The organism is Acidiphilium cryptum JF-5 (assembly GCF_000016725.1).
In the GTDB taxonomy this organism is placed as follows: domain Bacteria; phylum Pseudomonadota; class Alphaproteobacteria; order Acetobacterales; family Acetobacteraceae; genus Acidiphilium; species Acidiphilium multivorum.
The window spans coordinates 904,333-923,185 of sequence record NC_009484.1 but is presented as its reverse complement, the minus strand read 5'-3'; the positions used below and the strand labels follow the sequence as shown (position 1 = coordinate 923,185).

General features: G+C 68.6%; 21 protein-coding genes. 7 read left to right on the top strand and 14 right to left on the bottom strand.

Annotated features, from left to right (window positions below; translation table 11 throughout):
• Positions 1–66 precede the first annotated feature (66 nt).
• Genes ACRY_RS06590 through ACRY_RS06575 form a run of 4 tightly spaced genes read left to right on the top strand, consistent with a single transcriptional unit; the run spans position 67 to position 2,819 of the window.
• Positions 67–1,077 (top strand): ABC transporter substrate-binding protein, encoded by a 1,011-nt coding sequence (locus ACRY_RS06590; protein ID WP_007422843.1) that lies wholly within the window; start codon positions 67–69, stop codon positions 1,075–1,077.
• 1 nt (position 1,078) lies between these two features.
• Positions 1,079–1,819 (top strand): ABC transporter ATP-binding protein, encoded by a 741-nt coding sequence (locus tag ACRY_RS06585; RefSeq protein ID WP_011941812.1) that lies wholly within the window; start codon positions 1,079–1,081, stop codon positions 1,817–1,819.
• Positions 1,816–2,580, top strand: a complete 765-nt coding sequence (locus ACRY_RS06580) for an ABC transporter permease (RefSeq protein ID WP_011941811.1) — start codon at positions 1,816–1,818, stop codon at positions 2,578–2,580. The genes ACRY_RS06585 and ACRY_RS06580 overlap by 4 nt, the downstream gene beginning before the upstream one ends.
• Before the next feature lie 44 nt (positions 2,581–2,624).
• The gene (locus ACRY_RS06575; protein ID WP_007422840.1) at positions 2,625–2,819 is read left to right on the top strand and encodes a hypothetical protein; all 195 of its coding nucleotides are present in this window, start codon (positions 2,625–2,627) and stop codon (positions 2,817–2,819) included.
• 46 nt (positions 2,820–2,865) lie between these two features.
• On the opposite strand, the gene fabI is transcribed toward ACRY_RS06575, so the two are convergent.
• Entirely contained in the window at positions 2,866–3,702 is an 837-nt protein-coding gene (gene fabI, locus ACRY_RS06570; RefSeq protein ID WP_007422838.1) for an enoyl-ACP reductase FabI, read from the bottom strand.
• 102 nt (positions 3,703–3,804) lie between these two features.
• Between fabI and pdxH the strand changes: the two genes are divergently transcribed.
• Positions 3,805–4,392, top strand: coding sequence for a pyridoxamine 5'-phosphate oxidase (gene pdxH / locus ACRY_RS06565; protein WP_007422839.1), 588 nt, complete (start codon positions 3,805–3,807; stop codon positions 4,390–4,392).
• On the top strand, positions 4,389–5,672 hold the full coding sequence (locus tag ACRY_RS06560; protein ID WP_011941808.1) for an amidohydrolase family protein: 1,284 nt from the start codon (positions 4,389–4,391) through the stop codon (positions 5,670–5,672). The genes pdxH and ACRY_RS06560 overlap by 4 nt, the downstream gene beginning before the upstream one ends.
• Before the next feature lie 12 nt (positions 5,673–5,684).
• Here ACRY_RS06560 and rpe read toward each other — a convergent pair whose 3' ends face one another.
• From rpe to ACRY_RS06495, 13 genes are all read right to left on the bottom strand, one after another.
• Entirely contained in the window at positions 5,685–6,362 is a 678-nt protein-coding gene (rpe, locus tag ACRY_RS06555) for a ribulose-phosphate 3-epimerase (protein ID WP_011941807.1), read from the bottom strand.
• Positions 6,349–7,269, bottom strand: a complete 921-nt coding sequence (cbbX, locus tag ACRY_RS06550) for a CbbX protein (protein WP_007422835.1) — start codon at positions 7,267–7,269, stop codon at positions 6,349–6,351. Before cbbX ends, rpe begins: the two co-directional genes overlap by 14 nt.
• 11 nt (positions 7,270–7,280) lie before the next feature.
• Complete coding sequence (locus ACRY_RS06545) at positions 7,281–7,709, bottom strand: ribulose bisphosphate carboxylase small subunit (RefSeq protein WP_007422834.1); 429 nt, start codon at positions 7,707–7,709, stop codon at positions 7,281–7,283.
• A gap of 12 nt (positions 7,710–7,721) precedes the next feature.
• Positions 7,722–9,203, bottom strand: a complete 1,482-nt coding sequence (locus ACRY_RS06540) for a form I ribulose bisphosphate carboxylase large subunit (protein ID WP_007422833.1) — start codon at positions 9,201–9,203, stop codon at positions 7,722–7,724.
• Between the two features lie 26 nt (positions 9,204–9,229).
• Positions 9,230–10,309, bottom strand: a complete 1,080-nt coding sequence (gene fba, locus ACRY_RS06535) for a class II fructose-bisphosphate aldolase (RefSeq protein ID WP_011941806.1) — start codon at positions 10,307–10,309, stop codon at positions 9,230–9,232.
• Positions 10,310–10,357: 48 nt separating this feature from the next.
• Positions 10,358–11,233, bottom strand: a complete 876-nt coding sequence (locus tag ACRY_RS06530) for a phosphoribulokinase (RefSeq protein ID WP_007422831.1) — start codon at positions 11,231–11,233, stop codon at positions 10,358–10,360.
• Positions 11,230–12,297 (bottom strand): class 1 fructose-bisphosphatase, encoded by a 1,068-nt coding sequence (locus ACRY_RS06525; protein WP_011941805.1) that lies wholly within the window; start codon positions 12,295–12,297, stop codon positions 11,230–11,232. The genes ACRY_RS06530 and ACRY_RS06525 overlap by 4 nt, the downstream gene beginning before the upstream one ends.
• Positions 12,298–12,549: 252 nt before the next feature.
• The gene (locus ACRY_RS06520) at positions 12,550–13,761 is read right to left on the bottom strand and encodes an AAA family ATPase (protein ID WP_007422829.1); all 1,212 of its coding nucleotides are present in this window, start codon (positions 13,759–13,761) and stop codon (positions 12,550–12,552) included.
• Positions 13,762–13,897: 136 nt separating this feature from the next.
• Positions 13,898–14,320, bottom strand: a complete 423-nt coding sequence (locus tag ACRY_RS06515) for an organic hydroperoxide resistance protein (protein ID WP_007422828.1) — start codon at positions 14,318–14,320, stop codon at positions 13,898–13,900.
• A gap of 39 nt (positions 14,321–14,359) precedes the next feature.
• Positions 14,360–15,178, bottom strand: a complete 819-nt coding sequence (gene thiD / locus ACRY_RS06510) for a bifunctional hydroxymethylpyrimidine kinase/phosphomethylpyrimidine kinase (protein ID WP_007422827.1) — start codon at positions 15,176–15,178, stop codon at positions 14,360–14,362.
• Between the two features lie 8 nt (positions 15,179–15,186).
• Positions 15,187–16,557, bottom strand: coding sequence for a phosphoglucosamine mutase (gene glmM / locus ACRY_RS06505; protein WP_011941804.1), 1,371 nt, complete (start codon positions 16,555–16,557; stop codon positions 15,187–15,189).
• A gap of 75 nt (positions 16,558–16,632) precedes the next feature.
• Positions 16,633–17,469, bottom strand: coding sequence for a dihydropteroate synthase (folP, locus tag ACRY_RS06500; protein ID WP_011941803.1), 837 nt, complete (start codon positions 17,467–17,469; stop codon positions 16,633–16,635).
• A gap of 48 nt (positions 17,470–17,517) precedes the next feature.
• The gene (locus ACRY_RS06495) at positions 17,518–17,757 is read right to left on the bottom strand and encodes a hypothetical protein (protein WP_007421690.1); all 240 of its coding nucleotides are present in this window, start codon (positions 17,755–17,757) and stop codon (positions 17,518–17,520) included.
• A 205-nt stretch (positions 17,758–17,962) separates the two neighbouring features.
• Between ACRY_RS06495 and ACRY_RS06490 the strand changes: the two genes are divergently transcribed.
• Entirely contained in the window at positions 17,963–18,844 is an 882-nt protein-coding gene (locus ACRY_RS06490; protein WP_231295364.1) for an alpha/beta hydrolase, read from the top strand.
• Positions 18,845–18,853: the final 9 nt, after the last annotated feature.

Below are 18,853 nucleotides of genomic sequence, written 5' to 3'. Positions count from 1 at the left end.
TGACCTATCGACGACCGCACCGAACTCTGTTGATAATGACTAACGAAAACCGACGGGGATAAGCTCATGGACTGGTTTCGCTCCTTGCCTCGACTGCTTGCCGCGCTGCTCTGCATATCACCGGCGCTGGCCCATGCCGCATCGCCGCCGAAGCTGCAAAAGGTCACGTTCGGGCTCGACTGGGTGGCCGAGGCCGAATATGGCGGCTTCTATCAGGCGGTGGCGGACGGCATCTACCGCAAATATGGCCTCGACGTGACGATCCGCGAGGGCGGGCCGCAGGTGAACAACGCGCAGCTGCTGCTCGCCGGGCGGCTCGATTTCGACATCACCTCGAACAGCTTCCTCGCCTTCAATTTCGTGCAGCAGAAGATTCCCTTCGTCGCGGTCGCCGCGTTCTTCCAGAAGGATATCGACGTGCTGATCGCCCATCGCGGTGCCGGCGAGGACAGTTTCGCCGCGCTGAAGGGCAAGCCGATCGCGATTTCGGCGGATACGCGGGCGGGCTGGTGGCTCTTCCTGAAGAAGAAATACGGCTACAGCGATAGCCAGATCCGCCCCTACGATTTCAGCCTCGCCCCGTTCTTCACCAGCAAGGACCTGGTGGTGCAGGGATTTCTGACCTCGGAGCCGTTCCTCGTGAAGCAGAAGACCGGGCATTTCCCGGTGGTGCTGCGGCTCGACCAGGCGGGGTTCGACGGGTATGGCGAGCTGATCGCGACCTCGCGCAAGCTGGCGAAGACCGACCCTTCGGTGGTGCGCCGCTTCATCGAGGCGTCGGCCGAGGGGTGGAAATCCTATCTCGACGGCAATCCGGCGCCCGCCTTCGCGCTGATCCGCAAGGCCAATCCGGACATGACGCCGGCGCTGCTGAAATTCGGCTATGACCAGCTCAAGGCGCATCAGGTGGTGGAGGATGCCACCACGGCGAAGATCGGGATCGGCGGGATGACCGATGCGCGGTGGAAAGGCTTCTACGAGCAGATGCGCGCGGCCGGCCTGTATCCGGCGCATTTCGACTATCGCAAGGCCTATACGTTGCGGTTCCTGCCGAAGGGGAAAGCGGCCGCGCGCTGAGATGGTGCGGCTGGAACAGGTGACGCGGCGGTTCGGGGCGGGGACGGTCGCGCTCGCCGGGATCGACGCGGCGATCGGGCGGGGCGAGTTCGTCGCCCTGCTCGGGCCTTCGGGCTGCGGCAAGTCGACGCTGCTGCGGCTGCTCGCCGGGCTCGATGCGCCGGATGCGGGGCGGCTGGTCTGGGAGGGCGGTGCCGCACCCGGCGCGGGCGAGATCGGCTTCGTGTTCCAGGACGCCACGCTGCTGCCCTGGGCGAGCGCGGCGCGAAACGTGCACCTGCCGCTCCGCCTGGCCGGGCGGCGCTTCGAGGACGGCGCGGCGTCGGTGCGTGAGTTGCTGGCGCGGCTCGGGCTTGCGGGGTTCGAGGAGGCGAAGCCGGCGGCGCTGTCGGGCGGGATGCGGATGCGGGTCGCGATCGCGCGGGCGCTGGTCTCGCGGCCGCGCCTGCTGCTGATGGACGAGCCCTTCGCCGCGCTGGACGAGTTTACCCGCAACCGCTTGCAGGACGATTTGCTGGCACTGTGGCGGGAGACGGGCAGCACGATCGTGTTCGTGACCCATTCGATCTACGAGGCGGCGTATCTCGCCTCGCGCATCGTGGTGATGACGCCGCGACCGGGGCGGATTGCCGCGGAGATTGCCAGCCCGCTCGCCGAGGGCGGGGACCGGCGGACCGACCCGGCCTATGCCGCGCTGGTGCGCGAGGTGACGGAGACGCTGCGCGCGGTAATGCCGGCATGAGCCGCGCCGAGCGATGGGCGCCGGTGGTCTTCGGCCTCGCGGCGCTGGGGGTGTGGCAGGGGCTGGTGATCGGCTTGCGGATGCCACCCTATGTGCTGCCGGGGCCGGCGGCGATCGTCGCGGCGTTCTGGGCGGATCGGGCGTCGCTGCTGCTCTCGCTGGTCTCGACCCTCGCCGTGACGGGGGCGGCGCTGCTGGCGGCGGCGCTGCTCGGCATGGCGCTGGCGCTGGCGATGGCGGCGAGCCGGCTGGCGCGGGCGGCGATCCAACCCTGGGCGGTGGTGTTGCAGGTGACGCCGGTGGTCGCCATCGCGCCGCTGATCATCATCTGGGTGCATCAGCAATTCGCCGCCATGGTGGTGTGCGCCACCATCGTCGCGTTCTTCCCGGTGCTGTCGAACACCGCGGCGGGGCTGGCGGCGACGCCGCCGGAGCTCGCCGACCTGTTCCGGCTGAACGGGGCCAGCCGATGGCAGACGCTGGCGCTGCTGCGGCTGCCTTCCGCCCTGCCCTTCTTTCTCGCCGGGCTGCGGATTGCCGGCACGCTGGCGCTGGTGGGCGCGGTGGTGGCGGAGTTCGTCGCGAGTTCGGGCGGGTTTGCCGGCGGGCTGGCCGGGCGGATTCTGGAGGCGGGCTACCGGCTGGAGATACCGCGCATGTTCGCCGCCCTCACCTTGCTCGCGCTGACCGGAATCGTGATCTATGCGGCGCTCGGCGCCTTCGAGCGGGGGATGCTGCGGCGCTTCGGCGCCGGCGGGTGAAAGGGCGCTTGATACCGGCGGCTTGTTCTGGCACAGGCGCGCGCATGACCCGCAAGATGACCGACGCCCAGACCGACTACGAACGCAAGCGCGCCGCCAAGGCCAATATGAGCCTTGAGGACTGGCTGAAGACCAAGGAACGCCGGGCCGCCGAGGCGGCCTCGGCCACGGCACCGCGGCCGGAGAAAAAGCCCGGCCTGCTCAGGCGGCTGATCGACCGGGCGCACAAGCCCATCTGACGTCGGCCCCGGCGCGGGGCCGATCTGACGCCGCCTGCGGCCTCGGTTACTCGACGGCGTCGATATCCGGCGCCATCGGGTTCTTCATGCCAACGATGTGATAGCCGCAATCGACGTGGTGGATCTCGCCGGTGACGCCGCGCGAGAGATCCGACAGCAGATAGAGCCCGGAGGCGCCGACTTCCTCGAGCGCCACGTTGCGCTCGAGCGGCGCGTTGAGCTGGTTCCATTTCAGGATGTAGCTGAAATCGCCGATGCCGGAGGCGGCGAGCGTCTTGATCGGGCCGGCGGACAGGCCGTTCACCCGGATCGCGTCGCGCCCGAGATCGGCGGCGAGGTAGCGCACCGAGGATTCGAGCGCGGCCTTGGCCACACCCATCACGTTGTAGTGGGGGGTGACGCGCTCGGCGCCGAGATAGGTGAGCGTGACCATCGCTCCGCCCCGCTTCATCAGCGCCGAGGCGCGCTGCGCGGCCGCGGTGAAGGAGAAGCAGGAAATGTCCATCGCCTGGAGGAAGGCGGCGCGCGGCGTATCGGCATAGCGGCCGCGCAGGAACTGCTTGTCGGCGAAGCCGATGGCGTGGACGAGGAAGTCGATCTCGCCCCAGCGGTCGGCGACGGCGGCGAAGGCATCGTCGAGCGCCGCATCGTCGGTGACGTCGCAGGGGATGACGAGATCGGACTGCACGCTTTCGGCCAGCGGGCGGATGCGCTTCTCCAGCGCGTCGCCCTGATAGGTGAAGGCGAGTTCGCCGCCCTGCGCGGCCACCGCCTGGGCGATGGCCCAGGCGATCGAGCGGTTGTTCGCAACCCCCATGATGACGCCCCGCTTGCCACGCATCAGCGTGCCGGTCAGCGGGTAGGTCTGTGCGGATTCCTGCATGTCGGGGGCTCCAGTCTGTCGTGTCTCGGCCGGCCGTGCCGGGGTGGTGGCGTGCGGCGGCTTGGACTATCAAATATTGCGACACGGAAGAGAGAGCAACCGATGATCGATATCAGTGCCGATCCGTTCCAGCTTTTCGCCGCCTGGATGCAGGACGCCGAGGCGGCGGAACCGAACGATCCCAATGCGATGACGCTGGCGACGGCGACGCCGGACGGCCGGCCTTCGGCGCGGATCGTGTTGCTGAAATCGTGGGATGAGGCCGGATTTGTTTTTTATACAAACCTGGAGAGCCGGAAATCGCTCGAGATCCGCGCGAATCCGGATGTGTCGCTGCTGTTCCACTGGAAGTCGCTGCGCCGGCAGATCCGCATCGAGGGGCGGTGCCGCGCGGTTTCGGACGACGAGGCGGATGCCTATTTCGACAGCCGGCCGCGGATTTCGCGGCTCGGGGCCTGGGCCTCGGACCAGTCGCGCCCGCTCGGCGAGCGGGCCGAACTCGAACGGCGGCTCGCTGAGGTGACCGCGCGGTATGGCGACGGGCCGATCCCGCGCCCGCCGCACTGGTCCGGCTGGCATGTGATGCCCGATTCGATCGAGTTCTGGCAGGACCGGGACTTCCGCCTGCACGACCGCGCGGTGTTCACCCGCACCGGCGACGCCTGGTCGGCGACGAGACTGTTCCCGTGACGGGCGACCTGCTCATCCGCAACGCGGCGCTGCCGGATGGGCGGCGCGGGGTCGACATCCTGATCCGCGGCGGCGTGATCGAGACGGTCGGCCCCGGTCTTCCAGAGGCGGCCGCGCCGGCGGTGATCGACGCGGCGGGGGATCTGGTCGCGCCACCCTTCGTCGATTCGCATCTGCACCTCGATTCGACGCTGTCGCTCGGGCTGCCGCGGCTGAACCGCAGCGGCACGCTGCTGGAGGGCATCGCCCTCTGGGGCGAGCTCAAGCCGGACCTGACCGTGGAGGCCATCCATGCGCGGGCGAAGCGGCTCTGCACCTGGTCGATCGCGCAGGGGATCGGGGCGATCCGCTCGCATGTCGATATCTGCGACGACCGTCTGCTCGCGGTGGAGGCGCTGACAGCGCTGCGGGCGGAGATGGCGCCGTGGATCACCATCCAGCTCGTCGCCTTTCCGCAGGATGGCTGGCTACGCTATCCGCGTTCGGCCGAGAACCTGCGCCGGGCGATGGCGATGGGGATCGACGTGATCGGCGGGATTCCGCATTTCGAGCGGACCATGGCGGACGGGGCGGAGAGCGTGCGCCAGCTGATGGCCATCGCCGCCGAGGCCGGGATGATGGTCGACATGCATTGCGACGAGAGCGACGATCCGCTGTCGCGCCATATCGAGACGCTGGCGGCGGAGACCGTGCGGCACGGGATGCAGGGGCGCGTTGCCGGATCGCATCTCACCTCGATGCACTCGATGGATAATTATTACGCGAGCAAGCTGATTCCGCTGATCGCCGAGGCCGGGGTTTCCGCGATCGCCAATCCGCTGATCAATATCACGTTGCAGGGGCGGCACGACACCTATCCGAAGCGGCGGGGCATGACGCGGGTGCCGGAGCTGATGGCGGCCGGGGTGAATGTCGCCTTCGGGCATGATTGCGTGATGGATCCGTGGTATCCGCTCGGCACGCACGACATGCTGGAGGTGGCATCGATGGGACTTCACGTCGCGCAGATGACCGGCGTGGACGCGATGCGTTCCTGTTTCGATGCCGTTACGGTAAACGCGGCGCGGGCGATGGGGCTGGAGGGTTACGGCATCGCCCCCGGATGCCGGGGCGATCTGGTGCTGCTCGATGCCGGCGATCCGATCGAGGCGATCCGCACCCGCGCCGCGCGGCGCGCGGTGATTCGCGGCGGGATCGCGATCGCCGAATCGCCGGCGCGCGTCAGCCGGCTTCGCCTCGGCGACGAGGCGATGGAGGTTCGCTTCCGCGCGGCGGGGTGAGGCGCGGCGGCGTCAGGCAAGGGCCATCCCCCCTGCCCGCAGCGCCGCGATATTCGCCGCATAGGCCGCCCTGCCGCCGCGAAAGACCGAGGAGCCGGCGACCAGCACATCCGCCCCCGCCGCCACGGCATCCGGCGCGGTCTCCGGCGTGATGCCGCCATCGAGTTCGAGGCGGATGTCGCGCCCCGCGATCATCTCGCGGATCCGGCGGATCTTCGGCAGTTGCGATCGCAGGAAGGTCTGGCCGCCGAAGCCGGGATTGACCGTCATCACCAGCACGAGGTCGACCGCGTCGAGCACGTAGGACAGCGCCGCTTCCGGCGTGGCCGGGCAGAGCGCGACGCCGGCCCGGCAGCCGCGCGCGCGGATGGACTGCACGGTGCGGTCGAGATGCGGGCAGGCTTCGGCATGGACGGTGATGATGTCGGCGCCGGCCTCGACGAAGGCATCGATGAAGGGATCGACCGGCGCGATCATCAGATGGACATCGAACACGGCATCGACGTGCTTGCGCACGGCGCCGATGACCGGGGGGCCGAAGGTGAGGTTGGGGACGAAATGCCCGTCCATCACGTCGATATGCACCCAGTCGGCCCCGGCCTCGATGACGGCGCGCGCCTCCGCGCCGAGGGTGGCGAAATCGGCCGAGAGGATCGACGGCGCGATCAGCAACCTGTCAGGCGCCGGCATCGGCTTTTTCCTCCGCGCGGAAGACGCGGCTGGCCAGCAGATCGTCGGGTTCGATGATCGTCAGCGCGTCTTTCGGGATGGGCGAGGTCGCCGTCATCAGCCGGTTCGCCTGGCGCAGGCGCGCGCGATCGAGCGCGTTGCGCACCGAGCGGGCGTTGGAGAAATAGGGCTGCGTGCGACGCCGGGCGATGTAGCGGTCCATGACGGCGCGGGCCTCGGGCGAAAAGCGGTAATGCTGGCGGGCCAGCATCGTGTCGCTGATCGCCAGCAGCTCGTCGTTCTCGTAATCGGGAAAATCGATGTGGTGGGCGATGCGCGAGCGGAAACCGGGATTGAGGGTGAAGAAATTCTCCATCCGGTCGGCATAGCCGGCGAGGATCACGACGAGGTCCTCGCGCTGGTTCTCCATTACCTGCAGGAGAATCTCGATCGCCTCCTGCCCGTAGTCCCGCTCGTTGTCGGGGCGGTAGAGGTAATAGGCCTCGTCGATGAACAGCACGCCGCCGATCGCCTTCTTGAGGATCTCCTTCGTCTTCGGCGCGGTGTGCCCGATATACTGGCCGACCAGGTCATCGCGGGTGACCGAAATCAGCTGGCCCTGCCTGACGAATCCCAGAGCCTTGAGAATGTTCGCCATGCGGAGGGCAACCGTCGTCTTGCCGGTGCCGGGATTGCCGGTGAAGGACATGTGCAGCGTCGGCGCCTCGGTCGCGAAGCCGCATTTCTGCCTGACCCGCTCGATGAGCAGGAGGGAGGCGATCTCGCGGATCCGCGCCTTGACGGGACGGAGCCCGACAAGGTCGCGGTCCAGCGCCGCGAGCACATCGCCGATCCCGGCGCCGTCGAATTCGGCGCGGAGATCGATCATCTCGCCCGGGGCGGGCGCGCCCGCCATCGTATCCGGCATGCCCCCCTCCCTCACCCGGAATTTCCATAGCGCGCGCCTTCGGGCTTCTGGACGACATAGGCGCGGGTTTCGTAGCGCATGGTGCGGCCGGCGGCCTCGCTCCGCGTCAGCATGAAGCCGGGTTCGTCCTTCGGCCGCTGCACGATGAAGGAAATGCGGAGCGACTCCCATGTGTTGGTGGCGTCGAACGCCGAGAGGCGGATATAGCAATCATCGTGAATCCGCCGGCAGTCCGCGAGTTCGGACATGATCGCCTTGGCATCGCGGATGTCGAACATCGGCAGGCCCCACATTTCCCAGTAGGTATTCCGCGGGTGCGGGTCGTCGGTATATTCGAGGTTCACCGCCCAGCCCTTGTCGAGGCAGTACTGGATCTGGCGGCTGATCTGTTCATCGGTCAGATCGGGAAGAAACGAAAAGCAGCCCTGGGTCAGTCTCATGATAACGCTCCGTCAGTAGGCCGGCATCGCGGTGGGGACGAAATCGGGCGTGTCGGTCGAGGCGTAGTTGAACGTCACCTCGCCCCAGGTATCGAGCGCCTGGCGCAGCGGCAGGCAGTGGCGCGCGGCGTCGTTGAGGATCTGCGGACCTTCGGCGAGATAGTCGCGCCCTTCGTTGCGGGCGAGGATCATCGCTTCCAGCGCCACGCGGTTCGCCATCGCCCCGGCGGCGATGCCCTGCGGATGGCCGATCGTGCCGCCGCCGAATTGCAGGACGACATCCTCGCCGAGATGATGGAGGAGCTGGTGCATCTGTCCGGCATGGATGCCGCCCGAGGCGACCGGCATGACCTTGCGCGTGCCGGCCCAGTCCTGATCGAAGAAGATGCCGTGTTCGTAACGGGTTTCGTTATAGTCCTCGCGCAGGATATCGTAGAAGCCGCGGGTGGTGAGCGGATCGCCCTCGAGCTTGCCGACCACGGTGCCGGCGTGGATGTGATCGACGCCGGCGAGCCGCATCCACTTGGAGATCACCCGGAAGCTGACGCCATGCGTCTTGTGGCGGGTGTAGGTGCCGTGGCCGGCGCGATGCAGGTGCAGGATCATGTCGTGCTTGCGGGCCCATTTCGACATCGACTGGATCGCCGTGTAGCCGATGACCAGATCGATCATGATGATGGACGAGCCGAGCTCGTGGGCGAAGGACGCGCGTTCGTACATGTCCTCCATCGTGCCGGCGGTCACGTTCAGGTAGGTGCCCTTGACCTCGCCGGTCGCGGCCTGCGCCTTGTTCACCGCTTCCATGCAGTAGAGAAACCGGTCGCGCCAGTGCATGAAGGGCTGCGAGTTGATGTTCTCGTCATCCTTGGTGAAGTCGAGGCCACCCTTCAGCGCCTCGTAGACGACGCGGCCGTAATTGCGGCCCGAGAGGCCGAGCTTGGGCTTCACCGTCGCGCCGAGCAGGGGGCGGCCGAACTTGTCGAGCCGTTCGCGCTCGACGACGATGCCGGTCGCCGGGCCGTCGAACGTCTTCACATAGGCGACGGGCAGCCGCATGTCCTCGAGCCGCAGCGCCTTGAGCGGCTTGAAGCCGAACACGTTGCCGATGATCGAGGCGGTGAGGTTAGCGATCGAGCCCGGCTCGAACAACGCGAGATCGTAGGCGATATAGGCGAAATACTGGCCGGGCGCATTGGGCACCGGATCGACCCGGTAGGCCTTGGCCCGGTATTTCTCACAGGCCGTCAGCCGGTCTGTCCAGACGACGGTCCAGGTCGCCGTCGAGCTTTCGCCGGCGACCGCCGCCGCCGCCTCCACCGGATCGACGCCATCCTGCGGGGTGATGCGGAACAGCGAGATGACATCGGTGATCTTCGGTTCGTAGTCGGGTTCCCAGTAGCCCATCTTGCGGTATTCGAGAACGCCCGACCTGTAGCGCTCCTTGCCGCGAACGGTCAGGGCCTCGTTGGTGATGTTAGGGGTTGGCGTATCCATGATGCGGACTCCGTCTTCTGATGTCATCAAGCGGCGCGGCCGACATCGATCACGGGATCGAGGGCGCCGGATGCGTATTGCCTGGCCATCGCGGCGAGGGGCTGCGGTTTGATTCGCGAGGCCTGCCCGGCGGTGCCGAAGGCCTGGAAGCGCGAGCGGCAGAGATCGCGCAGTGCCGCGATGGCGGGTTTCATGAACTGGCGGGGGTCGAATTCCGCGCGGTTCCCGGTGGCGACCTTGCGGATGGCGGCGGCCATGGCGAGGCGGCAATCGGTGTCGATATTCACCTTGCGCACACCGTGACGAATGCCGAGGAGGATTTCCTCGACGGGCACGCCCCAGGTCTGCGGCATCTCGCCGCCGTGGCGGTTGAAGGCCTCCTGCAGGTCCTGCGGGACCGAGGACGAGCCGTGCATGACGAGATGGAGTTCGGGCATGCGCTCGTTGATGGCGCGGATGACGTGCATCGCGAGAATCGCGCCATCCGGCTTGCGGGAAAACTTGTAGGCGCCGTGGGAGGTTCCCATGGCGACCGCCAGCGCGTCGACCTTCGTGGCACGCACGAAGGCAACCGCCTGGTCGGGGTCGGTCAGGAGCTGGTCGTGGGAGAGCGTGCCCTCGGCGCCGTGACCGTCCTCGGCCGCACCGGTGCCGGTTTCGAGACTGCCGAGCACGCCGAGCTCGCCCTCGACCGAAACGCCGACGCGATGCGCCATGTCGGTGACGCGGGCGGTGATGGCGACATTGTAGTCGTAGTCGGCGGGGGTTCTTGCGTCGGCCATCAGCGAGCCGTCCATCATCACGCTGGTGAACCCGTGCTGGATCGCCGACAGGCAGGTCGCCTCGTCGTTGCCGTGGTCCTGGTGCAGGCAGATGGGAATCTGCGGATGCTCGGCCTCCGCCGCCTCGATCATCTTCGCCAGCATCCGGTCGCCGGCATAGGACCGGGCGCCGCGCGAGGCCTGGAGGATGACCGGCGCATCGCAGGACGCGGCGGCCTCCATGATCGCGATCACCTGTTCCATGTTGTTGATGTTGAAGGCGGGAACGCCATATCCGCGTTCCGCCGCATGATCGAGTAGCTGACGCAATGTTATGCGTGCCATGTCAGTTTCCTTTCCGGGGCCAGCCGCCTGGGCGTGTCGGGGGCGGGTTCATTGCGCCCGCCTTTTCCGGTCCATCAGTTGCATGATGATCGGGGTGAGAATGAGCTGCATGGCGAGATCGAACTTGTTTCCGGGTACCGCGATCGAGTTCGCGCGAGACATGAAACTGCCGTGCAGCATGGCGAGGAGATAGGGGAAGTCGATGCCGTGCGGATCGCGGAAGCGGATGACCACGATCGATTCATCGGCGGTCGGGATCCAGCGGGCGATGAAGGGGTTGGAGGTGTCGACCGTGGGCACGCGCTGGAAGTTGATGTCGGTCTCGGTGAATTGCGGGCAGATGTAGTGCACGTAGTCCGGCATCCGCCGCAGGATCGTGTCCATCACCGCCTCGGTGGAATAGCGGCGGGCCGCGCGGTCGCGGTGGATTTTCTGGATCCATTCGAGATTGATCACGGGAACGACGCCGATCTTCACGTCGGCATGGCGCCCGGTATCGATGTCGCCATGCCGGACGGCGCCGTGCAGGCCTTCATACAGGAGAATGTCGGTCGGCGCCGGCAGGTCCTCCCAGGGCGTGAAGGTGCCGGGCGTGCCGCCGTAGCGTTCGGCTTCGTCCTGGTCGTGGATGTAGTGCCGGTATTGTCCGGTGCCGGTCGCGGCGTAGCTCTCGAAGGTTGCCGCGAGCTCGGCGAGGAGATTCGTCTCCGGGCTGAAATGGCTGAAATGGCGGTTTCCCGCAGCTTCCGCCTCGGCCATTTTCGTTTTCATCTCGGCACGATCGTAGCGGTGAAACGCATCGCCCTCGATATGCGCGGCGGTGATCTTCTCGCGGCGGAAGATCTGTTCGAACACGTTGCGCACCGAGGTGGTGCCCGCGCCGGACGAGCCGGTGACGGAGATGATGGGATGGCGCTGGCTCATGCGAACAGTTCCGCCACGTTCGAGGTGGAACGGAACAGCGAACGCCGGCGGAACAGCGGCGAGGAAGGCTGCCCTGCCCTTTCATAGGCCTGGGCGACGCGGCGGACTTCATCGGCCGAGCCGAAGACGAGCGGGCAGCGCTGATGGATGTGGGCCGGCTGGAGGTCGAGGATCGGGATGCGGCCATCGGTCGCGGAGGCGCCGGCCTGTTCCATGAGGAAGGCGATGGGGTTCGCTTCATAGACGAGCCGCAGCCTTCCGGCCTCGTAGCCTTGCCGTTCGTCCGCCGGGTAGAGATAGATGCCGCCGCGGCCGAGGATGCGGAACGCGTCGCCCACCATGGAGGCCAGCCAGCGGGTGTTGAAATCGATGCCGCGCGGACCGTTCCGGCCCTGCTTCAGCTCGACGATGTAGTCGCGGATCGGCTCTTCCCAGTGGCGGAGATTGGATCCGTTGATGGCGTATTCGCGGGTTGCGGCGGGCACGGTGGCCGGCGGGGCCGGCGCGAGAAAGGCGCCGGAGACGGGATCGAGCGTGAAGATGCGGGTGCCGTTGCCGAACGTCACGGCGAGCGCGGTGCGGGGGCCATAGATGAAGAAGCCGGCCGCGAGCTGGCGCCGCCCGGTCTGCAGGAACGGGCTTGCGGGATCGGCGCCGCTGGCATGCCGGGCGGGCAGGATGGAAAAGATCGTTCCGACCGGCGCCAGCGTGTCGATGTTCGACGAGCCGTCGAGCGGGTCGACCGCGACGGCGACCTCGCCCACCGGATCGAGCCATTCCGGCGCGGCCGCTTCCTCGGAGGCGAAGGCGGCGGCGCCGGAAGCGATGACGGCCTCGCGCACCAGGGCGTGGGTTATCGCATCAAGCGCCTTCTGGCCGTCGCCGTCGAGCGACTCGCCGATGACGGCGCCGAGATCGCCGGAGAGCGGGCCGCGGGCCAGCAGATGGGCGATCTGTCTCGCGGCGCCGGCCAGCGCCTCGACGACGCGGCATGAAGCGGTCAGTGCGGGAAGCTGGCTGGCGATCTGGTCAAGACAGGTATCGAGCCTCAGAGCGTCGCTCATTTCGTTTCCTCCTCAATGGCGCACCACCTTGTGGCTCGTGCTGTCCGGTCTCGTGCCCCCGCGCTGTCTCAGCATCGCGGAAATCAGACTGGCAGACGAAATTAAGCTAAGTAAAGATAAATTTTCTTTGTATGTTTTTTTGCCGAATTTAATGCACCGCGGATGACAGCCTTCTGCGGGCAGCGGTGAAGGCGCGATATCGGGGTGGATTGTGGCAGGCTCGGCCCGTGGCCGACGCGCTGCGTCAGGCGGTCAGGCGGCGGCGTTGCGTCCGCGCTCGAAGCCCGCTTCGCGGGCCAGGTCTTCGATCAGGCGGCCGAGCGGCCCCTTGGGCACCCCGGCGAAGCGTTCCTGCGCGCCGAGGCTGGTGAAGAGTTTGGGCAGTTCGGGGAGGCTGAGATCGACCTTGCGCTTGAGCGCATCCTCGATGTGCTTGCGACGCAGGCCGCCGGCCGCGCCTTCGCGGTTCAGGAAGATCGTCGGCCGCTGCGGCTGGCCCGGCGTGCTGGACGCGGCGATCAGGCGCACCGTATCGCGCAGGCTCGCGATGCTCGGGTCGAGAACGATGATGCGGTGATGGGCGAGTTCGAGCAGTTCCCGGTGCTGCTGGATCGGCAGGAACGGCAGGTCGACGATCACGAAGTTGAAGCGCATGCGGATCGCATCGATGATCCGCCGGGCGGCGCCGGCGGAGGCGGCCGGCTGGCAGGCGAGATCGGGCGGGGAGCCCAGGACATGCAACCGGTTCCGGACCGGCCGGACCGCGCCCGCGACGGCAGCACCCGGGTCATCTCCGGCATCCTGCAGAAGGGTCTGGAACGAGGGTTTGAATTCGACCCCGAACCAGTCCTGTGCCGTGCCGATGAACGGATCGGCATCGAGCAGCAGGGTGTGACGGTTCGACTCGACGCCCAGATACCAGGCCAGCGCGGCGGCGATGGTGCTGCCGCCGACCCCGCCGCGCGCGCCGGTGACGGAAATGACCCGGCCGCCTCGCGTCAGGTCGGCGACCGGCGAATTTCGGGTGATCAGCGAGGCGAAATGGCGGGCGACAAGCTCGCGGGTGATCGGCTTGAACAGGTAGTCGATCGCGCCGACCCGCCGGATGATGTTGCGGTAGAGATCGACATCGTCGACCTCGCCGATCACCAGCAGGGAGACCGACGGTTCGATGACATCGCAGAGTTCGAGCAGGGCGTGCATCGGCCGCTCGTCCTTGCCGATGTCGACGACGACGATTTGCGGCGTCGGGACTTTCGCGAGGGCGGCGATGGCGGCCTTCAGATTGCCGCGGCGAATGTCCGCCGTGTTCTGGATGCCCGTCTGGGCCAGGTCGCCCAGCCCGTCGCGTATCACCTGCTCGGTCGCCGCATCGGCAACGAAGCTCAGGACCGTCAGCTGGTCGATCCGCGCGCCGAGATCGTTCCCCGGCTCTTCGGCCGGCTTGAGCGACGGGTTATCCATGGCGACGAGGGTTCGCCGCCGGCACGCAACCGCAGCGCCCAGCGGGGCGTCCGGCTGCGGCAGGCCCGCTCACGGGTGCCATGGGCAACACTGACTGCATGGCACCCGGATAGCCGGAAAAGTTTAAGAAAGCCTTTCAGGCAACGGCGAATCTGCTGTCGATATTGCCGCGCGTCGCATGCGCGTAGGGACAGACGATCTCGGCCTTGCGCACCAGGTCCTCTGCCTGCGCGCGGTCCATGCCCGGGATGGTCACGGTCAGGTGCGCCGTGATCCCGAACCCGGTGCCGTCGTCGCGCGGGCCGATGCCGATCTCGGCATTCACCTTCGCATCCTCGGGGATCTTCACCTTCGCCTGATTGGCGACGAATTTCAGCGCGCCGAGGAAACAGGCTGAATAGCCGATGGCAAAGAGCTGTTCCGGATTGGTGCCCTGCCCACCATCGCCGCCGAGTTCCTTCGGCGTGCTGAGATCGACCTTGAGGCGGCCGTCGCTGGTTTCGGCATGGCCGGTGCGGCCGCCGGTCGCGTGGCCGCGCCCGTGATACAGTGTTTTCATGGCAGGAACTTCCTCCTCGATCAGTGACGGATTTCTAGATCATGCCGGCGGACGATCCTGCAAGAGCGCGGCGGCGCGGGCATGGCCGAGCGGCCCGTGGCCGCGGCCCAACCCCGGGGCGGCGCGCAGGGCGGCGTGGAGGAACGCTTCGGCGGCCTCGATCGCGGCCCGGAGATCCAGACCGCGCGCGAGGCCGCAGGCGATCGCGCTGGCCAGGGTACAGCCGGTGCCGTGGGTGTGGCGCGTCGCGATGCGGGGATGGGCGAAGGTCACGACGTCGTCGCCGGCGATCAGGCGGTCGATGACCGGATCGCCGTCGAAATGGCCGCCCTTCAGCAGGACGGCCCGGGCGCCGAGGCGGCAGAGCGCGCGGCCGGCGCGGATCGCATCCTCGTGCGAATCGATGGCGAGGCCGGCGAGGGTTGCCGCCTCGTCGCGATTGGGCGTCACCAGCGTGGCGCGGGGCAGCAGACGGTCGCGGATGATGGCGAGCGCGCCCTCCCCGGCCAGCGCGGTGCCGCTGGTCGAGGCGAGGACGGGGTCGAGCACCAGAGGCGCGGCCGGCGCCGCGGCGGCGATCGCCAGGGCGACTTCCTCGGCCGTCCCGGCGCTGCCGAGCATGCCGAGCTTGATGGCATCGACCCCGAGATCGGCCACGACCATGCGGATCGACCGGGCGACGAGATCGGGCGGCACCGGGGCGATGGCGGCGATGCCGCTGGTGTCCTGCGCGGTGACGGCGGTGATCGCGGTCATCGCGTAGCCGCCCAGGGCGGTGATCGTCTTGACGTCGGCCTCGATGCCGGCGCCGCCGCCGCTGTCCGAGCCGCCGATGGCGAGAACCCGGAACCAGTCCATCGCCGCGCTCAGCCGGCCGATTCCGCCTCGATCACGGCGCAGAGCTCGTCGACCACGGCGGCGACGAGCTGCTCGTCCTCACCCTCGGCCATCACGCGGATCAGCGGCTCGGTGCCGGAGGCGCGCAGCAGCAGGCGGCCGATGCCGGCGAGCCTTGCCTCCGCCGCCGCCGCCGCCGCCGTGACGGCGGGCGAGAGCAATGGCGAGGCGCCGCTGTAGCGGACATTGCGCAGCAGTTGCGGCAGCGGCGTGAACAGGCGGCACACCTCGCTCGCCGGCCGCCCCTCGCGCACCAGCACCGCCAGCACCTGGAGGGCCGCGATCAGCCCGTCGCCGGTGGTGGCGAAATCCGCGAGGATGACGTGGCCGGACTGCTCGCCGCCGAGATTGAGACCGTGCGCGCGCATATGTTCGGCGACGTAGCGATCGCCCACCGGGGTGCGGTGCAGGGCGAGGCCGAGGCCGCCGAGATAGCGCTCCAGCCCGAGATTGGACATCACGGTGGCGACGATGCCGCTGCCCGACAGCCTTCCATCGGCCTGGAAGGCGCGGGCGATCAGCGCCAGCACCTGGTCGCCGTCGATAATCCGGCCGCGCTCGTCGGCGAGGATCACACGGTCGGCGTCGCCGTCGAGCGCGATGCCGAGGTCGGCGCGGTGTTTGACCACCGCCGCCGACAGGGCGGAGGGGACGGTCGAGCCGCATTCGTGGTTGATGTTGAAGCCGTCGGGGCTGACGCCGAGGGTGATGACCTCGGCGCCGAGTTCCCACAGCGCCGCCGGCGCCACCTTGTAGGCGGCGCCATTGGCGCAATCGAGGACGACGCGCAGGCCGTCGAGCCGCAGCCCGCGCGGCAGGCTCGACTTCGCGGATTCGACGTAGCGGCCCGCGGCGTCGACCAGGCGCATCGCCCGGCCGAGCGCCGACGGGGCGGCGAGCCGGCCGGAGAGATCCTCCTCCATCAGCGCCTCGATCTCGGCTTCCGTCTCGTCGGACAGCTTGGCGCCGTCCGGGCCGAACAGCTTGATGCCGTTATCCTCGAACGGGTTGTGCGAGGCCGAGATGACCACGCCGAGATCGGCGCGCAGGCTGCGGGTGAGCATGGCGATGGCCGGGGTGGGCAGCGGGCCGGCGAGGGTCACGTCCATTCCGGCGCCGATGAAGCCGGCGGTGAGCGCCGGTTCGAGCATGTAGCCGGAGAGGCGGGTGTCCTTGCCGATGATGACCCGGTGGCGGTGATCGCCGCGGGTGAACAGCAGGCCGGCCGCCTGGCCGAGGCGGAGCGCGATTTCGGCGGTCATCGGCGCGGTGTTGGCGCGGCCGCGGATGCCGTCGGTGCCGAACAGGCGGCGTTTGGGGCGGGGCTGGATCTGGTTCATCGCGGATCGAAACCTTGCTGTGGCGTGGGCCGGGCCGGCGCGCCCAATATCCCAAGAGACGGCCTCACGGTCCAGTCAGGCATCGGCGAGGGCCTGCCAGACGCGCAGCGCCTGCACCGTGCCGGGCACGTCGTGGACGCGGAGGATCGCCGCCCCCCGCCCCGCCGCGAACAGGGCGGCGGCGATGGAGCCGGGATCGCGGCGGGCGGGGTCGGGCTCGCCGGCGAGTTCGCCGATGAAGCGCTTGCGCGAGACGCCGGCGAGGACCGGATGGCCGAGCGCGCGGAAGGATGGCAGGGCGCGCAGCAGCGCCACGTTCTGCGCGCCGCGCTTGGCGAAGCCGAAACCGGGATCGAGCGCGATGGCGGCGGGCGCGATGCCGGCGGCAAGGGCGGCGTCGCGGGTGGCGGCGAGTTCGGCGAGGACATCGGCGACGACATCGTCATAGACCGCCTGCGCGCTCATCGTCGCCGGGGTGCCGCGCATGTGCATCAGGATGACGGGGCAGGCGGCGGCGGCGACCAGCGGCGCGGCGGCGGGATCGTGGCGGAGGCCGGAGACGTCGTTGACGATGCGCGCCCCGGCATCGAGGGCGGCGCGCATGGTGGCGGCGTTCCGCGTGTCGACCGAGACGGTCGCGCCGTCCCGGGCGAGGCCGCCGATGACCGGCACGATGCGGGCGATCTCGATGTCGGGCGGCACCACGGCGGCGCCGGGGCGGGTGCTTTCGCCGCCGACATCGATGATCGCGGCGCCGGCCGCGCGCATGGCGAGCCCGGTTTCGATCAGGGCCGAGGGGCCTTGCGTCGCGCCGCCACCCGAAAAACTGTCGGGCGTGGCGTTCAGGATGCCCATGACGAGGGGCCGGGCGAGGTCGAACCCCGCCCAGCCGGATGCGGCGACGTCAGTCATGCGGGCCGATTAGCCGCAAACGCGGCTTCGGCCAAATCCGCCCTTCGATCAGCCGAGGCCAGGGATCGCCGGCGCCTGGTGGTGATGGTGCGTGGTGCTGCTCTGGGCGCCGGGCAGCGCCTGGGCCGGGCCGATGCCGTTGAGGACGGCGGAGGTGCCGGCCTGCGTTGCCTGCAGGCTGGCGAGCGTCGCCTGCAGCGTGGCGCCGAATCCGGGACGGTGCGACGACGCGATGCCGCCGGCATAGGCGATGGGCTGCGCCGCGGCGGCGAGATTGTGGATGATCATGCGCGAACTCCTTTCGTGGCCGGGTGCGCGGCCGGCGGGACTGCGCCCGTCCGCCCGAAGCCCTCGACGGATGTGGATGCATCTCGCGTGCCAGATTTCCCGGCGGTGTTCCGGCGCGAATGCGGGATGGACGCGGCACGCATGCGGCAGATTTTGCCGGACCGGCATATATTGCCGGGCAGAAACGGCCCGCCATATCCGTTACATGACAGCATTGCCGACGCCGATCGACCTGCTGAACCGCGCTGTGCCGCGTTTCGGCACGGTCACGACACGGGATGTCGCGTTCGGCGACGGGACGCGCGACCGGCTCGACATCCATCGGCCGGCCCGCGCGGGCGGCGGCCTTCTGCCCGTCGTCGTATTCTTCTATGGCGGTTCGTGGCAGACCGGCGCGCGGGGCGAATATGCGTTTCTCGGCCGCGCGCTGGCCCGGCTCGGCCTGGTCGTCGCGGTGCCCGACTACCGGCTCTACCCGGAGGTCCGCTACCCGGCGTTCATTCACGACGCGGCACGGGCGACCGCCTTCATGCTCCGCCATGCATGGCAATTCGGCGGCGATGGCCGGGCGGTGTTCGTCGCCGGGCACTCCGCCGGGGCCTATCTCGCGATGATGCTCGCTCTGGCGGAAGGGTATCTCGGCGCCGAGGGGGTGACGCCGTCGGCGCTCGCCGGCGCCATCGGGCTCGCGGGGCCGTATGATTTCCTGCCGATGACCGGGCCGGTCTATCGCCGCATCTTCGACCGCTTCGCCGATGATCCGGTCTGTCAGCCGATCAGCCATGTGAGCCCCGCCGCCCCGCCGTCGCTGCTGATCACCGGCGCGCGGGACCGGCTGGTGGCGCCGGCCAACACCGCGGCGCTGGCGGCCCGGCTGCGCGAGGCCGGCGCGACGGTGGACACGCGGATTTACGAACGGCTCTCGCATGTCCGGCTGCTGCTCTCGGTGCTGCCGAGCTTCGGGCTGATGCCGCCGGTCTGGCGGGATATCGCCTCGTTCATCGGCCGCACCGCGGCGCCGCCGGGCGGGGCGCGCGATACCGGCGGACGGGCGCCCGATATGGCGGGGCGGCTGCATCCGGGCTAATCGTCAATC

Excerpts from the sequence above, each read along its gene's own strand:
- ACRY_RS06590 (WP_007422843.1), top strand. The coding sequence starts at position 67 with ATGGACTGGTTTCGCTCCTTGCCTCGACTGCTTGCCGCGCTGCTCTGC.
- ACRY_RS06585 (WP_011941812.1), top strand. The coding sequence starts at position 1,079 with ATGGTGCGGCTGGAACAGGTGACGCGGCGGTTCGGGGCGGGGACGGTC.
- ACRY_RS06580 (WP_011941811.1), top strand. The coding sequence starts at position 1,816 with ATGAGCCGCGCCGAGCGATGGGCGCCGGTGGTCTTCGGCCTCGCGGCG.
- ACRY_RS06575 (WP_007422840.1), top strand. The coding sequence starts at position 2,625 with ATGACCCGCAAGATGACCGACGCCCAGACCGACTACGAACGCAAGCGC.
- fabI (WP_007422838.1), bottom strand. The coding sequence starts at position 3,702 with ATGCAGGAATCCGCACAGACCTACCCGCTGACCGGCACGCTGATGCGT.
- pdxH (WP_007422839.1), top strand. The coding sequence starts at position 3,805 with ATGATCGATATCAGTGCCGATCCGTTCCAGCTTTTCGCCGCCTGGATG.
- rpe (WP_011941807.1), bottom strand. The coding sequence starts at position 6,362 with ATGCCGGCGCCTGACAGGTTGCTGATCGCGCCGTCGATCCTCTCGGCC.
- cbbX (WP_007422835.1), bottom strand. The coding sequence starts at position 7,269 with ATGCCGGATACGATGGCGGGCGCGCCCGCCCCGGGCGAGATGATCGAT.
- ACRY_RS06545 (WP_007422834.1), bottom strand. The coding sequence starts at position 7,709 with ATGAGACTGACCCAGGGCTGCTTTTCGTTTCTTCCCGATCTGACCGAT.
- ACRY_RS06540 (WP_007422833.1), bottom strand. The coding sequence starts at position 9,203 with ATGGATACGCCAACCCCTAACATCACCAACGAGGCCCTGACCGTTCGC.
- fba (WP_011941806.1), bottom strand. The coding sequence starts at position 10,309 with ATGGCACGCATAACATTGCGTCAGCTACTCGATCATGCGGCGGAACGC.
- ACRY_RS06530 (WP_007422831.1), bottom strand. The coding sequence starts at position 11,233 with ATGAGCCAGCGCCATCCCATCATCTCCGTCACCGGCTCGTCCGGCGCG.
- ACRY_RS06525 (WP_011941805.1), bottom strand. The coding sequence starts at position 12,297 with ATGAGCGACGCTCTGAGGCTCGATACCTGTCTTGACCAGATCGCCAGC.
- ACRY_RS06520 (WP_007422829.1), bottom strand. The coding sequence starts at position 13,761 with ATGGATAACCCGTCGCTCAAGCCGGCCGAAGAGCCGGGGAACGATCTC.
- ACRY_RS06515 (WP_007422828.1), bottom strand. The coding sequence starts at position 14,320 with ATGAAAACACTGTATCACGGGCGCGGCCACGCGACCGGCGGCCGCACC.
- thiD (WP_007422827.1), bottom strand. The coding sequence starts at position 15,178 with ATGGACTGGTTCCGGGTTCTCGCCATCGGCGGCTCGGACAGCGGCGGC.
- glmM (WP_011941804.1), bottom strand. The coding sequence starts at position 16,557 with ATGAACCAGATCCAGCCCCGCCCCAAACGCCGCCTGTTCGGCACCGAC.
- folP (WP_011941803.1), bottom strand. The coding sequence starts at position 17,469 with ATGACTGACGTCGCCGCATCCGGCTGGGCGGGGTTCGACCTCGCCCGG.
- ACRY_RS06495 (WP_007421690.1), bottom strand. The coding sequence starts at position 17,757 with ATGATCATCCACAATCTCGCCGCCGCGGCGCAGCCCATCGCCTATGCC.
- ACRY_RS06490 (WP_231295364.1), top strand. The coding sequence starts at position 17,963 with ATGACAGCATTGCCGACGCCGATCGACCTGCTGAACCGCGCTGTGCCG.